The sequence below is a fragment of the Nitrobacter sp. genome (assembly GCF_051535235.1).
Taxonomy (GTDB): domain Bacteria; phylum Pseudomonadota; class Alphaproteobacteria; order Rhizobiales; family Xanthobacteraceae; genus Nitrobacter.
Genome location: NZ_JBPPLZ010000001.1, coordinates 241086 through 254107, shown reverse-complemented (window position 1 = coordinate 254107; position 13022 = coordinate 241086). Strand labels below are relative to the sequence as shown.

The following is a 13022-nucleotide window of genomic DNA, read 5'->3' as shown; positions in this document are numbered from 1 at the left end:
ATTTTCCGGCCAAGTGGAATCCGGTTGGCGGGAAGAAAACGCGTCAAATCAAAATCATAGAGCCCCGCTTCTGATTCCATCAGAAGCGGAAGGGTTCTAGGGGCGCAAGTCGCCGGATCGCATCAAGGTGGTCCGCATGCTGTGCCAGTCGATCACTCGCAAGACCAGCAGCGCGAGGCCATAGACGGCGATGCCGAAGGCGATCAGGATCGCGAGCAACGCCGCCTGCAAGAGTGTGTGCCCGCCGGCCATGATCGGCAGCAATCGAGCGGCGAGCCATAAAGTCCCGCCCATCAGCAATGCAGCCAATACGATGCGCGGCAGACGCCGGCGCGCTTCGGCGTCGATGGAAAATCCGAACGTCGCGGTGACGCTCCGGGCCAGACTTGCCGCATTGCTCCATGCGCCGAGCGCCATCGCTGCGGCTATTCCGCCAGCTCCGAACATCCATCCCAATGCGACCGCCGATACGATGGCGACCGAGATGCCCTTCAGCGTCGCCAGTAGCGGGGTCATCGTGTCGCCACGCGCGAAGAATGCGGGAGACAGCGCCTTGATCAGGATGTGGGCGGGAAGGCCGAGGGCGAGACAGCCGAGCGCCAGCGCCGTGGCCCGGGTGTCGGCTGCGGTGAACGCGCCGTGCTCGAACAGAACACGCACGATCGGTTCGCTGAGGACGATCAGGCCGAGCGTCGCGGGCAGAGCCAGGCCCGCCGCAAGCTCGAGCCCCCGCGACTCGGCGTCGGCCAGCGCGGCGGTGTCGTTCCTGGTGAAGGCGCGGCTCAATTCCGGCACCAGCACGGTGCCGACGGCAACGCCGACCATCCCCAGCGGCAGTTCGATCAGGCGGTTGGCGAAGTAGAGCCACGCAACCGCCGACGGCGATGCCGACGCCACGATCGCGCCGGCCACGATCAGCAACTGCGGTCCCGAATTCGCGATCATGCCGGGGATGGCCTTGCGGGCGAAATCCCGCATCCCGGCATCGAAAGATATGCGCAAAGGGCTTGCGAGATTGTCGCGGCGGACGGGAGTCGCGAGGGCGGCGAGTTGCAGCAGGCCGGCTGCGCCCACGGTCGTCGCCATCACCAGTGCCGCCAAATGCGAGTCCCGATGCAACAGCAGCAGCACCGCGGCGACCAGGATCAGGGCGATGTTGAATATCAGCGGTGCGAAGGCGGGAATCGCGAAGCGATGCCGGGCGTTCAACAGGCCGATCATGACGGCTGCAGGGCCTGCGAAGGCAAGATAAGGCAGCATCAGCCGCGCGTTCGTCGCCGCAAGCTGCAGGCTTTCGCTTCCGACAAAGCCCGGCGCCAGCACCATCATCAGAAGCGGCATCGCGACGGCTGCGATCACGCTGAGCGCGATCAGGGCCGCGCTCACGGTGCCGAGCACCGCGCCGGCGAAGGCCGCTGCCGCGGCAGGACCGCTGCCATCGCGCAGGCGCATCCAGGCCGGCACCAGCGCCGCATTCAGGGCGCCTTCGCCGAGCATCCGCCGGATCACGTTGATGAGCTGAAACGCCATCAGAAATGCGTCGGCGACCGGTCCGGCGCCGAGCAGCGCCGCGGTCAGCGCGTCGCGCGCGAAGCCGAGCAGACGCGAGGCCAGCGTGCCCGAGGAGACGGTGAGGACGGAGCGGATCATGGCGATGTCGGCCTAGTGGAGTGGATTTGACATTCGCTATCCGGTTGGAGCGACGCAAGAAGCGAATGTCAAATCCAAAGCTCCACTAGAAACTTATATTTGCTAGTGGTCCTTTGATTCTAACATTTGCAAAAACACCTGCTGCAACGGGATACAAATGTTAGAATCGGACCACTAGGCCGTGCTTGATGGCATGGAGACGCCGTGATAGGTCGCGGCAAACCCCATTTCGCGGGAGTCTGACCGGATTCCGCGCTTCCCCGCAATTGCCGCAACGGGATATTCTTAATGACTTCAGCGAAATACGACGTGCTCGGGATCGGCAATGCGATTTTCGACGTTCTGGTGCGGACCGACGAAGGCTTTCTCGCCGCCCATGGCATGGCCAAAGGCGGCATGGCGCTGATCGACGAGGCGCGCGCAGCCTCGATCTATGCCGACATGGGACCCGCCACCGAGATGTCGGGGGGATCGGCCGCCAACACCATCGTTGGTCTCGCCGGGTTCGGCGCGCGCACGGCCTATGTCGGCAAGGTGAAGGACGATCAGATCGGGCGCCTGTATACGCATGACATTCGCGCCGCGCAGGTGGCCTTCGATACGCCGCCCGCCTCCGATGGCCCGGCGACCGGCTGCTCCTACATTCTGGTGACGCCCGACGGCGAGCGCACCATGAACACCTATCTCGGCGCGGCGCAGGATCTGTCGCCTGCGGATATCGATGCCGAGGCCGTCGCCGCGGCGTCGATCCTCTATCTCGAGGGGTATCTGTGGGATCCCAAGGCCGCGAAAGAAGCGTTCCTGAAGGCGTCGCAGATCGCGCACGGGGCGAAGCGACAGGTGGCGCTGACGCTGTCGGATGCGTTCTGCGTCGATCGCTACCGCGACGAGTTCCTGCAACTAATGCGAAGCGGCGCCGTCGATCTGATCTTCGCCAACGAGAGCGAGCTGCATTCGCTCTATCAGACCTCGGACTTCGATGCGGCGCTGGCGCAGTTGCGCAAGGACATTGCGTTCGGCGTCGTCACCCGCAGCGAGAAGGGCTGCGTGGTCGCGACGACGGACGGCGTCGTTGCGGTGCCGGCATGCTCGATCGACGCCCTGGTCGATACGACAGGGGCCGGCGACCTGTTCGCGGCGGGATTCCTGTTTGGACTGGTGAGAGGCGCGAGCCATGAAAACGCCGGCCGGCTCGGCGCGCTGGCAGCGGCCGAGGTGATCCAGCACATCGGCGCGCGGCCGCAGGTGTCGCTGAAGGAGCTTGCGCAGGCAAACGGCCTCCCAGTGTAAGCTATAGCGTTTTCGAGCGAAGCATGTCCTCGGGCTTGACCCGGGGATGGATACCGGTTCGCGTAAAGAAAAACGCGTCAAAACAAGGATCAGTTTTCCGGCAGCGGAATGAACTCGTGCTCGTTCGGGACGGCAGCGAAGCGGCCGGTTTTCCAGTCTTCCTTGGCCTGCTCGATGCGTTCCTTGCTCGAAGAGACGAAATTCTACCAGATGTGACGCGGCCCCTCCAGTGCGTCGCCGCCGAGGAACATCATCCGCGCGGGCCTTGTCGCCCGCACCGTGATGCGGTCGCCGGGGCGGAAAACCAGAAGCTGCGGCGCTTCGTGGCGGTCGCCCGCGATCTCGATCTCGCCGTCGACGATATAGATCGCGCGCTCCTCGTGATCTGCATCCAGCGGCGCGCTCATGCCGGCGTTCAAGCTGACCTCGACGTAGAACCACGGCGACACCATCTCGACCGGCGAAGTTGCGCCGAACGACCGACCGGCGATGACCCGGGCGCGCAATCCCTTGTCCTGGACCGTCGGCAGGCTGCCCGCGTCGTAGTGCTGGAATGAGGGCGCGATTTCCTCCTTGCCCTCCGGCAGCGCGATCCAGCTTTGCAGGCCGAGCATCATCTGCCCGCTGGCGCGCTGCACGTCGGGGGTGCGTTCGGAATGGGCGATGCCGCGCCCCGCCGTCATAAGGTTCATGGCGCCGGGCTGGATTTCCTGGATGTTACCCTCGCTGTCGCGGTGCATGATGCTGCCGTCGAACAGGTAGGTGACGGTGGCGAGACCGATGTGCGGATGCGGCCGCACGTCCATGCCCTTGCCGGAGACGAACTGCACCGGGCCGAAATGATCGAAGAAGATGAAGGGGCCAACCATCTGCCGCCTGCCGTGTGGCAGCGCGCGGCGCACCGCAAATCCATCGCCGAGGTCGCGGATGCGCGGAACGATGACGAGCTCGAGCGCGTCGCATGTCAGGGGGTCGCCGAGTTCGGGATCGTTGGAGGGAAGCCAGCTCATGTTGCCTCCATCGGAATGGGGATCGAGCCTGATTATCGGGCGCGGCCGCGGCGCTGACAACCGCGTTCACCAGACGTCGTCAGGTTCCGGCTTCACGAAGTCGTTGCAGCGCCTGTCGAAAGCCGCGCGGCAGGAGGCTGTCGGCGATCCGCGGTTCGAAGCCGGCGGATCCCATCATAAAGTCGGAGCGCGTTAGGCCGGCGGGTTTGATAAACCTGGGTCAAACGGAGGATCGAGCATGGCAAAAGGCTATTGGATCGTGCGCGTTTCGATCCGCGACCGCGATCGCTATCCCGACTATCTCGCCGCGGCCAGGCCCGCGTTCGACAAGTTCGGCGCCAACTTTCTCGTGCGCGGCGGCCCGTTCGATTCGATGGAAGGCACCTCCCGCGACCGCAACGTGGTGGTCGAGTTCAAGGACTTCGCCACCGCGAAGGCGTGCTATCAAAGTCCCGAATATCAGGCTGCGAAGGCGATCCGCCAGAAATATTCGGAAGCCGATTTCATCATCATCGAAGGCTGATCCCGCGGGCGTTGTGCGCTGACGCGACTCGGCGGCCAGCAAGGATCCGGATGGGTCGATGCCGCGCGAAGGCTCGCGTCCTCGATCAGTCGAAGAAGCCGAATGGGTTCCACGCACTGTTGCGGGCGTAGCGCGGAGGCAATCGCTCCACCTCAGCCGCGACCCTCGCTCTGCTGCGGGCGTGGGCGACGTGCTTGCGCGGCGGTGCCGTCTTCTCCGCCACTTTCGGGGATTCGATGGCCATGCCCTTGGGCATTTCCGCCCGCGCTTCGTAGACATGATCGGCCGGCAGATAGCGAAGTTGGCGTTCCCACTGCAGACGATCGGGAGTGGGCGCAAGCGTAGCGACGTCCGGATAGACGATGGGTTGCGGATTCTGCTTCGATCGCTCGAAGCGTTCCTCGGAGCGGCGCCAGTCGTCGATCGAGCTGAGAACCGCCGACGCCGACCCCGAATCCGTCAAGGCTCCATCTTTAGACGCCAAGTCCTTGGAGGCTGAGCCTTTTGTGTCGGAGGTTACGGACTGCAAGCCAGTCGCCTGCAAGTTTGCGGATGCCGCGCCTGCGGTCGCGACGGTAACCGGATGACCGCCGGAAGCCGCGTCGCCGGGCCAGATCCAGTCGGCGGCAAAAAGCACGCCGAGAAGACAGCAGCCCATGACCAGAAAATAACGGAAAATCGGCATCACAACACCAACGCGTACGCGAACAAATAAAACACGATCTACGGGAGTAAGTTCCCCAAACGGAGTTCAGGTTCAAGGCAATATCAGGAATATGGTTCACACGTCCGGATTTGAAATGCTCCGTCGCGGGTTACCACGAACATGTGACCGCGAGGCCATCGTTTAACGGACGGGTTGCGCCCCTGCAAGCGACCCTGTTGCGGAATGATGCGCGACCGGCTTTAACGTCGGAACGGCTGGCTAACCCAACCCCGCGGTGCATGACCTCATTCCTGAAACGCACGGCAACGCGGCTGTGGTCGCGAAAGGTGGAAATGGGCCTCGGCGTCCGGGTCACGGCCGCCGCCTTCACCGCGCTGGCGCTCGCGATCGCGCTGCACCTGCGGTTGCCGCTGTGGGCCGTGCTGACGGCCATCATCGTGACCCAGATGAGCGTCGGACGCTCACTGAAGGCGACGCGCGACTACCTCATCGGTACCATCGGCGGTGCGTTCTACGGCGGTGCGATCGCGATCCTGATCCCGCATTCCGGCGAAAGCGCCCTGCTGGCGGTGCTGGTACTGGCGGTTGCGCCATTGGCCTTTCTGGCCGCGATCAATCCGAGTCTGAACGTTGCAACCGTGACCGCGATCATCGTGCTGCTGCTGCCCACGATGGGGCAGATGTCCCCGCTCGAATCCGCCATCGACCGCATATTGGAGGTGACCGTCGGGGCTATCACCGGGCTGCTGGTGTCGTTTCTGGTGCTGCCGTCGCGCGCTTACGGCCAGATTCGCGTCAATGCTGCGCGCGTGTTGAACCTCCTTGCCGACGCCCTGCAGGAATTGCTCGCGGGCCTCACGCGCGGGCGCGACAATGACGCGCTTCACGCGCTCCAGGACGGAATAGGGCACGCCATTAGCGATCTGAACGCGATCGGGGCCGAGGCCGAACGCGAGCGTTCGGCCCGGCTGTCCCATGGACCGGACACCGGCCCCCTGCTGCGGACCGTGTTGCGGTTGCGGCACGACGTCGTGATGATCGGGCGCGCCACGGTGACGCCGCTGCCGGCCAATCTCCAGTCGCGGCTCGCGCAGCCACTCGCGAGGCTCAGCGACGCCATGAGTAATTATCTGAAGGCCTCCGCCGAGGCGTTGCGGCTCGACGCCGGAGCGCCAGCGTTTCTGCCGGTGCAGACGGCGCTCGAGGCCTATGCCGCAGAAGTCGCCGCGATGCGCCGCGAGGGGCTGACCCGCGGACTGCCGGGCGACATGACCGAGCGATTTTTCGCGCTCGGCTTTTCGCTGGAGCAGATGCGGCAAAACCTCGGGGATCTCGAACGCCGTGTATCCGAATGGACCGACCGGTCGGCCTCGTCGACCGGAAAGGCGGAGGGCGCTGCAGGGACGGGATAGCGGGACGCGGTTGCGCGGGGTGCCGGTTTACACGTCCACGTTGGCGCTGAGCGAGTTGTCCTGGATGAATTCGCGGCGCGGTTCCACCACGTCGCCCATCAGCTTGGTGAAGATGTCGTCGGCCTCGTCGACTTCCTTGATCTTCACCTGCAGCAGCGACCGCTCGTTGGTGTCGAGCGTGGTCTCCCAGAGCTGGTCGGGGTTCATCTCGCCGAGACCTTTGTAGCGTTGCAGCGCCACGCCCTTGCGCCCCGAGTCGGTGACCGCCTCGAACAGGCCGATCGGACCGTGAATCGCGGTTTCTGTGTCCTTGCGGCGCAGAAGACCGGGCCGCGGATAGGCTTCCTGCAGTTTCGCGGCGTATTCGTCGAGCTTGCGGGCATCGGCCGAGCCGAGCAGCGCGTCGTCGATCATGGCGACGTCCTTGACGCCGCGCACGGTACGCTCGAAAAAGAAGCCTTCGCCCTCGGTGAAACGTCCGCTCCAGCCGCGCTCGACCTCATCGGCCAGCGCATCCAGCCGCCTGGCGATGTAGTCGGCGGCGGCGGTTGCGGTGGCGAGATCGCTGGTCACCTTCGGGTTGAGCACGCCGGCGATCGCGGCTTGCTCGATGACCTTGCGGTTGTAGCGGCTGTGCAGATTGTTCAGCACGTTGCGGATGACGCGCGCATCCTCGACGAGCGCCTGCAGGTCACGGCCGCCGCGATCCTCGCCGCTGGCCAGCTTGAACACGCAGTCGTCGAGCCCGGTTTCGATCAGGTAGTCTTCCAGCGCGCGCTCGTCCTTCAGATACTGCTCGGACTTGCCGCGGGTGACCTTGTAGAGCGGCGGCTGAGCGATGTAGAGGAAGCCGCCGTCGATCAGTGTCGGCATCTGCCGGAAGAAAAAGGTCAATAGCAGCGTGCGGATATGCGCGCCGTCGACGTCGGCGTCGGTCATCAGGATAATCTTGTGATAGCGCAGCTTGCTAAGGTCGAAATCGTCGCGACCGATGCCGGTGCCGAGCGCGGTGATCAGCGTGCCGATCTGTTCCGACGACAGCATCTTGTCGAAGCGCGCGCGCTCGACATTCAGGATCTTGCCACGGAGCGGCAGGACGGCCTGGAATTCCCGGTTGCGGCCCTGCTTGGCGCTGCCGCCGGCGGAATCGCCCTCGACGATGAACAATTCCGACTTGGCCGGATCGCGTTCCTGGCAGTCGGCGAGCTTGCCCGGAAGCGACGCGATGTCGAGCGCGCCCTTGCGCCGCGTCAGTTCGCGCGCTTTTCGCGCGGCTTCGCGGGCGGCTGCGGCTTCCACCACCTTATTGACGATGAGTCTCGCTTCGGTCGGATGTTCCTCGAACCAGGCGGCGAGCGCCTCGTTGATGACGTTTTCGACCACCGGGCGCACTTCCGAGGACACCAGTTTGTCCTTGGTCTGCGATGAAAATTTCGGGTCGGGCACCTTCACGGACAAGACGGCGGTCAGGCCTTCGCGGCAGTCGTCGCCGGTCAGCGCGATCTTTTCCTTGCGGGCGATGGCGTCGGCATAGCCGTTGACCTGCCGCGTCAGCGCGCCGCGGAAACCGGCAAGATGAGTGCCGCCGTCGCGCTGCGGGATGTTGTTGGTGAAGCAGAGCACGTTCTCATGGTAGCTGTCATTCCACCACAGCGCCGCCTCGACATTGATGCCGTTCATGTCGGCGCGGATCATGATCGGGTCCGGCACCATCGCCTTCTTGTTGCGGTCGAGATATTTGACGAACTCGATGACGCCGCCGTCATACATCATCTGCTCGCGCTTCTCGACGGCGTGACGCATGTCCGAGAGCAGGATGTTGACGCCGGAGTTCAGGAACGCGAGTTCGCGCAGGCGATGCTCAAGCGTGGCGAAATCGTATTCGACGTTGGTGAAGGTCTCTGTCGAGGCGAGAAAGGTGACTTCGGTGCCGCGTTTACCGTTGGCGGGGCCGATGACCCTCAACGGCGCCACCGCGTCGCCGTGGGCGAATTCGATGAAGTGTTCCTTGCCGTCGCGCCAGACCCGCAATTGCAGGCTGCTCGACAGCGCGTTCACGACGGAGACGCCGACGCCGTGCAGTCCGCCGGAAACCTTGTAGGAATTCTGGTCGAACTTTCCGCCGGCGTGGAGCTGGGTCATGATGACCTCGGCCGCGGAAATGCCTTCGCCCTTGTGGATGCCGACGGGAATGCCGCGGCCGTCGTCGCGCACCGTCACCGAATTGTCGGCGTTGAGAATCACCTCCACCATGGTGGCGTGTCCGGCCAGTGCCTCGTCGATGGCGTTGTCGACGACTTCGTAGACCATATGGTGCAGGCCGGAGCCGTCGTCGGTGTCGCCGATATACATGCCGGGCCGCTTGCGCACGGCATCAAGGCCCTTGAGAACCCGGATCGATTCCGCGCCGTATTCGACGGGCGCGGCAGGTTCGGTGGCGGCAAGTTGCTGCCGGGCAGGTTCGCTCATGAAAGGCCTTCAGAAGGTGTCCCGAATCAGCGCGAATGATCGCGGCTGAGATGCTCTATTTCTGACATGAAAGCGGCACCGCGCCTAGCGCAAAGTGACCCCTTCCAAGCTATTGAATATGTGTGATTTTTAGATGGTTTTTCAAGGGCGGGAACAGTCGATTTGCGAGCCCTGAAAAAGCATGGTTCGGGTGATCGCGCCGTGGAGTGAAAAACCGCGTTTCGGCCTCGTTTCCGGATGGATGCGCGGCCGGTCGAGGAGGTGCGCCAGCGGCGGTTGTTGCATCCAGGCGCCGCAGCGCTTACAAGCCCGCTTTCAGCGAGATCACAGACAATGGCCCACAACTACGCGATCAACGATGACGTCCACCATCAGCTTCAGGGCCCTCAGGGCCGCGCCGATGTGAAGGAGCGCAGTATCTATACCGTTGTCTCTCGCCTGCCGATCGAAGCCGATGGCCGTCCGCGCTACCGCATCAAGAGCAAGACCGACAATATCGAGCGGGTGGTCACCGAGGAACAGATCAGCCGGCTGGTTTGAACGCTTGCCTATAAGCGCGGCACGTCAGTAAGCCTGCAGCGCCAGCACGTCGCCGTCGGGCCCGAGCATCAAGCCCCAGGCATCGTCGGCGCCAAGGTCGATCTGGCTCGACCTGGCGGGGCGTCCGGCCACTTTCGTTGTGTACTTGTATTTGCCCGGCGGCAGATCGAGCGCGGGATGCTGCGATGATTGCGGGCCGCCTGCGCCTGCCGCCAGCTTGATGGTCTGCTTGTTGATGGTGATGGTGGCGTCTGACTGTCCCATGTTGCCCAGCATCAGTCTCGCCTGACCCGGCTTCGGCAGCACTTCGCCCTTGGCGGCAGCGGCCGGAATCTTCTGGGCGAGGTTGACCGTGGTCTCGGCATTGCGGCGGCCGAGCTTCAGCATGGCCGGGCCGTCGGGAGATGTGAATGCCAGTTGTACGCGATCCGGTCGGGTGATCGCGCGATCCGGCAATTCCTTCCATCCGCGCTTGCCCAGTTCCTCACGATAGAAGGCAAGCACGGAAGCCAGATCGGCCGGAATACTGGCTTCGAGTTCCTGGCGGAACGGAGCATCGCTCCCCGGCAGCTTGCCCGTTGAGAGGGAACTCAAGGTATGTTCTTTTGGGACCGGCAACGCGGAATCCGGCTCCGCTTCGAGCGGCCTTGGAGCCGCGGGCGCAGCCGCAGCCGCCTGATCATCGCTGGTGGCGCCGGCATCCGCCATCTCGAGACCCGAACCGTTGGCGCTGACATTGGTTTTCGTACCCATCTGCATGATGGTGATCGAAATCTCCTTGCCGCCCCTGGAGAACTGCAGCGCAGCCATGTTGGGGTTGTTGATCACCGATGGCTGCGCCTTCCAGCCCTGCGGTTTCAGCGCGCCGCGGTAAAAGCCTGCGAGCGCCTTCACGCTCGACGTCGATTCAAACTCCAGCTTGCCGTCCGAGCCATCGAATTCGACATTCTCCGCGCCCTCCGGCACGGGAATCGGCGTGGTTTTGCCGGCCTGCGCGTGCAAGGGAGCGTCCGACAGCTTCGCGGATTGTTGCGCGCGATGAGCACTGTCGGCCGCGATCATCTCCGTCGCCATCGACATTGCGTCCTTCATGAAATCATCGTCGGACTGCTTCTTCGCGCGCGCGCGGGCCGCCAGCGCGGCCGGGGTCACCTGCACGACGAAGCTGACGAGGGTCAGATCGTATTTGTGGCCGAGCTTGAGCGTGCCGGTCTCCTCAGCAGACGTGAAGTTGAGCGACACCTCGTCCGGTGTAATGGTTGCTCCCTTGCTCTCTTCCTTCCAGTTGCGCGCGGCCAGCTCGCGACGATAGAAGGCGAGCACCGCAGGCATCTCGGCGACCACCGTCGCATGCGCTTCCCGGCGTTCCGAGGTCGCGTTGCCCGTGGTTCCGGCGTTTATGATGCGATCCGGCCGCGGCAGGCCGTCCATGTCGGGACCTGCGCTGAGATCCTGCGGCAGGGCAAATGGCGCGACCCTGATGTCGACGGCGGTTCTGTCGTCACCGAGCCGGCGCAGCGACACCATGATCGGCAATTGCCTGTCGCGATCGTCACGCCTGAAATAGGCGCGCGCGCCGTCATCGACCTTGTCGTCGATCGCGGCCCTGGACCAGCGCGCCTTGGCGTCGTCAGCGGATAACGGCGTCCACCCGACAGCGGCGAATTCGCGTTGAAAGAAATCGAGATTCGCGTCGATACCGCCGGGAGCCGTGCAGCCGAAATAAGGCCTGCGCTCGTCGTAGATGATATCCGTAGCGCCCGGGGGAAACGGAACGTCGGCGTAGATTCGGTTGGCCGTGTAATAGACCGCCGACCGGTCGGGGCGGCCAAGCGCCTGCGTGAAGGACACCGACAGCCCATACTTGCCTTTCTTGAACAGCAGACCGGTCGCCGTCTCCTCGAGCGGTCGCGCATAGTGCATCCAGCCATTTTCCGCCATCAATGCCTTCACCGACGGGGCCGTGGAGGGCACCACACCTTGCACCGTGTAGATCACGCGGTCGGGTTGCGAATCCGTGGTCTCCTGCGCGCCCGGAAGGCGCGGCAGCTGGTTGACCTCAACCATGCCGCTTTCCGCCATTGCAGGAGATGCGCCGGCAATCAGCACCAGTGAAAGCGCGGCCAGAACATATCGGCGTGCTGACGCACGGTATCGGCGTCTCGGTGCGGGCATGGCGATCTCCGGGAAACAAAGACGGGGTGGGCGCGGGCGGGGGTCGGTGACGCAGTACAAAGCCTAGTCGTGCGGAGTGGTGCCCTGGTTCAAGGCTGTCGCTTGACCGTTAAAGCGGCCGGCGTGCGATCTGCCCCGAGTTGACCTCGAAAATCTCGCTTCCCGCGCCGACATTTGCGAATGCGGCCGGGTCGGCTCCGCTCATCCAGACCTGGGCCCCGAGGCTCGCAAGCGCGCCGAACAGCGCGCCGCGGCGGTCGGGATCGAGGTGAGCGACGACCTCGTCGAGCAGCAGCAGCGGTACGATCCCCGTCATCTCGGCCACAAGACCCGCATGGGCCAGCACGAGGCCGATCAAAAGCGCCTTCTGCTCGCCGGTGGAGGCGTCCTTCGCCGGCATGTTCTTGGGCGCGTAGATCACTTCGAGATCGGCGAGGTGCGGGCCATCGAGCGTGCGGCCGGCGGCCGCGTCGCGGGCGCGATTGTCGCGCAGGATCACACGGTAGCGGTCCTCCACCGTCGTTGCAGGCTCGCTGAGCAGGGCGTTTTCCATCCAGCCGTCGAGCCCGATTCCGGCCGAGGGAAATGCGGAATCCGCGCCGCCTGCCTCCAGCGCGGCTGCAAGGCGCGTCACGGTTTGCGCGCGCATCGCCGCGACCGCGACGGCAAGCTCAGCAGTTTCTCGTTCGATAGCGTCGCACCAGTGGGCGTCGTAGTTGCGCGTTTCCAGCAGGCGGTTGCGCGAGCGCAGGCTGCGCTCCAGCGCCGAGACGCGGCCGGAATGATCGCTGTCGATCGCCAGCACCAGGCGGTCGAGGAAGCGCCGCCGTTCCGAGGCCGGCCCGGTGAACAGGCCGTCCATCGAAGGCGTCAGCCATACCATGCGCAGATGGTCGCCGAACGCCGCCGCGGACGCGACGGGCTCGCGATCGATCCGGCAGCGCCGGCCGCCCGATGCCGCATCGGCGTCCGGCGTCTCGACGCCGGTGCCGAGCGTTGCGAGACCGAGCGCGCCTTCCACCTCGGCCGAAACGGCCCAGGAGCCGTCGCCCCGGATGTCGGCGACGTCTTCGCGCGTGGCGCGCCGCAAGCCGCGCCCCGGCGACAGCAGCGATATGGCCTCGAGGCAATTGGTCTTGCCGGCGCCGTTGGGTCCGACCAGCACGATCACGTTGCCCCGCGTCTCAAACGCGGCCGCGCCGTAGTTGCGGAAGCGGGTGAGGCTCAGGCGGCGGATACGGCAGGGGATCATACGCGTGTCATACGCGGGCTTGACCCGCGTATCC

10 protein-coding genes and 1 pseudogene are annotated in these 13022 nt (G+C 64.6%); 5 read left to right on the top strand and 6 right to left on the bottom strand.

What is annotated here, in order from left to right; genetic code table 11:
- Positions 1 to 96: 96 nt before the first annotated feature.
- Positions 97 to 1650: a murein biosynthesis integral membrane protein MurJ gene (gene murJ / locus ACS3WA_RS01295; RefSeq protein ID WP_438276761.1), complete on the bottom strand. Its 1554-nt coding sequence runs from the start codon at positions 1648 to 1650 to the stop codon at positions 97 to 99.
- Positions 1651 to 1938: 288 nt separating this feature from the next.
- Between murJ and ACS3WA_RS01290 the strand changes: the two genes are divergently transcribed.
- Positions 1939 to 2940 carry an adenosine kinase gene (locus ACS3WA_RS01290; protein ID WP_438276760.1) on the top strand — a complete coding sequence of 334 codons (1002 nt, stop codon included), beginning with the start codon at positions 1939 to 1941 and terminating at the stop codon, positions 2938 to 2940.
- A gap of 89 nt (positions 2941 to 3029) precedes the next feature.
- Here the strand turns inward: ACS3WA_RS01290 and ACS3WA_RS01285 are convergent.
- Positions 3030 to 3950: pseudogene (locus ACS3WA_RS01285) on the bottom strand (pirin family protein).
- Here ACS3WA_RS01285 and ACS3WA_RS01280 point away from each other — a divergent pair.
- Entirely contained in the window at positions 3949 to 4146 is a 198-nt protein-coding gene (locus ACS3WA_RS01280) for a hypothetical protein (RefSeq protein ID WP_438276759.1), read from the top strand. The pseudogene ACS3WA_RS01285 and the gene ACS3WA_RS01280 overlap by 2 nt on opposite strands.
- 42 nt (positions 4147 to 4188) lie before the next feature.
- The gene (locus ACS3WA_RS01275; RefSeq protein WP_438276758.1) at positions 4189 to 4473 is read left to right on the top strand and encodes a DUF1330 domain-containing protein; all 285 of its coding nucleotides are present in this window, start codon (positions 4189 to 4191) and stop codon (positions 4471 to 4473) included.
- A gap of 85 nt (positions 4474 to 4558) precedes the next feature.
- On the opposite strand, the gene ACS3WA_RS01270 is transcribed toward ACS3WA_RS01275, so the two are convergent.
- Positions 4559 to 5158: a hypothetical protein gene (locus tag ACS3WA_RS01270; RefSeq protein ID WP_438276757.1), complete on the bottom strand. Its 600-nt coding sequence runs from the start codon at positions 5156 to 5158 to the stop codon at positions 4559 to 4561.
- Between the two features lie 260 nt (positions 5159 to 5418).
- Between ACS3WA_RS01270 and ACS3WA_RS01265 the strand changes: the two genes are divergently transcribed.
- Positions 5419 to 6552 (top strand): FUSC family protein, encoded by a 1134-nt coding sequence (locus ACS3WA_RS01265; RefSeq protein WP_438276756.1) that lies wholly within the window; start codon positions 5419 to 5421, stop codon positions 6550 to 6552.
- Between the two features lie 27 nt (positions 6553 to 6579).
- Here the strand turns inward: ACS3WA_RS01265 and gyrB are convergent, their stop codons facing one another.
- Positions 6580 to 9021, bottom strand: coding sequence for a DNA topoisomerase (ATP-hydrolyzing) subunit B (gene gyrB / locus ACS3WA_RS01260; protein WP_438276755.1), 2442 nt, complete (start codon positions 9019 to 9021; stop codon positions 6580 to 6582).
- 333 nt (positions 9022 to 9354) lie between these two features.
- Between gyrB and ACS3WA_RS01255 the strand changes: the two genes are divergently transcribed.
- The gene (locus tag ACS3WA_RS01255; protein WP_335579556.1) at positions 9355 to 9561 is read left to right on the top strand and encodes a hypothetical protein; all 207 of its coding nucleotides are present in this window, start codon (positions 9355 to 9357) and stop codon (positions 9559 to 9561) included.
- Between the two features lie 24 nt (positions 9562 to 9585).
- Here the strand turns inward: ACS3WA_RS01255 and ACS3WA_RS01250 are convergent, their stop codons facing one another.
- Positions 9586 to 11736, bottom strand: coding sequence for a hypothetical protein (locus ACS3WA_RS01250; protein ID WP_438276754.1), 2151 nt, complete (start codon positions 11734 to 11736; stop codon positions 9586 to 9588).
- 109 nt (positions 11737 to 11845) lie between these two features.
- Positions 11846 to 12988 carry a DNA replication/repair protein RecF gene (gene recF / locus ACS3WA_RS01245; protein ID WP_438276977.1) on the bottom strand — a complete coding sequence of 381 codons (1143 nt, stop codon included), beginning with the start codon at positions 12986 to 12988 and terminating at the stop codon, positions 11846 to 11848.
- Between the last annotated feature and the right edge of the window lie 34 nt (positions 12989 to 13022).

Excerpts from the sequence above, each read along its gene's own strand:
- murJ (WP_438276761.1), bottom strand. The coding sequence starts at position 1,650 with ATGATCCGCTCCGTCCTCACCGTCTCCTCGGGCACGCTGGCCTCGCGT.
- ACS3WA_RS01290 (WP_438276760.1), top strand. The coding sequence starts at position 1,939 with ATGACTTCAGCGAAATACGACGTGCTCGGGATCGGCAATGCGATTTTC.
- ACS3WA_RS01280 (WP_438276759.1), top strand. The coding sequence starts at position 3,949 with ATGTTGCCTCCATCGGAATGGGGATCGAGCCTGATTATCGGGCGCGGC.
- ACS3WA_RS01275 (WP_438276758.1), top strand. The coding sequence starts at position 4,189 with ATGGCAAAAGGCTATTGGATCGTGCGCGTTTCGATCCGCGACCGCGAT.
- ACS3WA_RS01270 (WP_438276757.1), bottom strand. The coding sequence starts at position 5,158 with ATGCCGATTTTCCGTTATTTTCTGGTCATGGGCTGCTGTCTTCTCGGC.
- ACS3WA_RS01265 (WP_438276756.1), top strand. The coding sequence starts at position 5,419 with ATGACCTCATTCCTGAAACGCACGGCAACGCGGCTGTGGTCGCGAAAG.
- gyrB (WP_438276755.1), bottom strand. The coding sequence starts at position 9,021 with ATGAGCGAACCTGCCCGGCAGCAACTTGCCGCCACCGAACCTGCCGCG.
- ACS3WA_RS01255 (WP_335579556.1), top strand. The coding sequence starts at position 9,355 with ATGGCCCACAACTACGCGATCAACGATGACGTCCACCATCAGCTTCAG.
- ACS3WA_RS01250 (WP_438276754.1), bottom strand. The coding sequence starts at position 11,736 with ATGCCCGCACCGAGACGCCGATACCGTGCGTCAGCACGCCGATATGTT.
- recF (WP_438276977.1), bottom strand. The coding sequence starts at position 12,988 with ATGATCCCCTGCCGTATCCGCCGCCTGAGCCTCACCCGCTTCCGCAAC.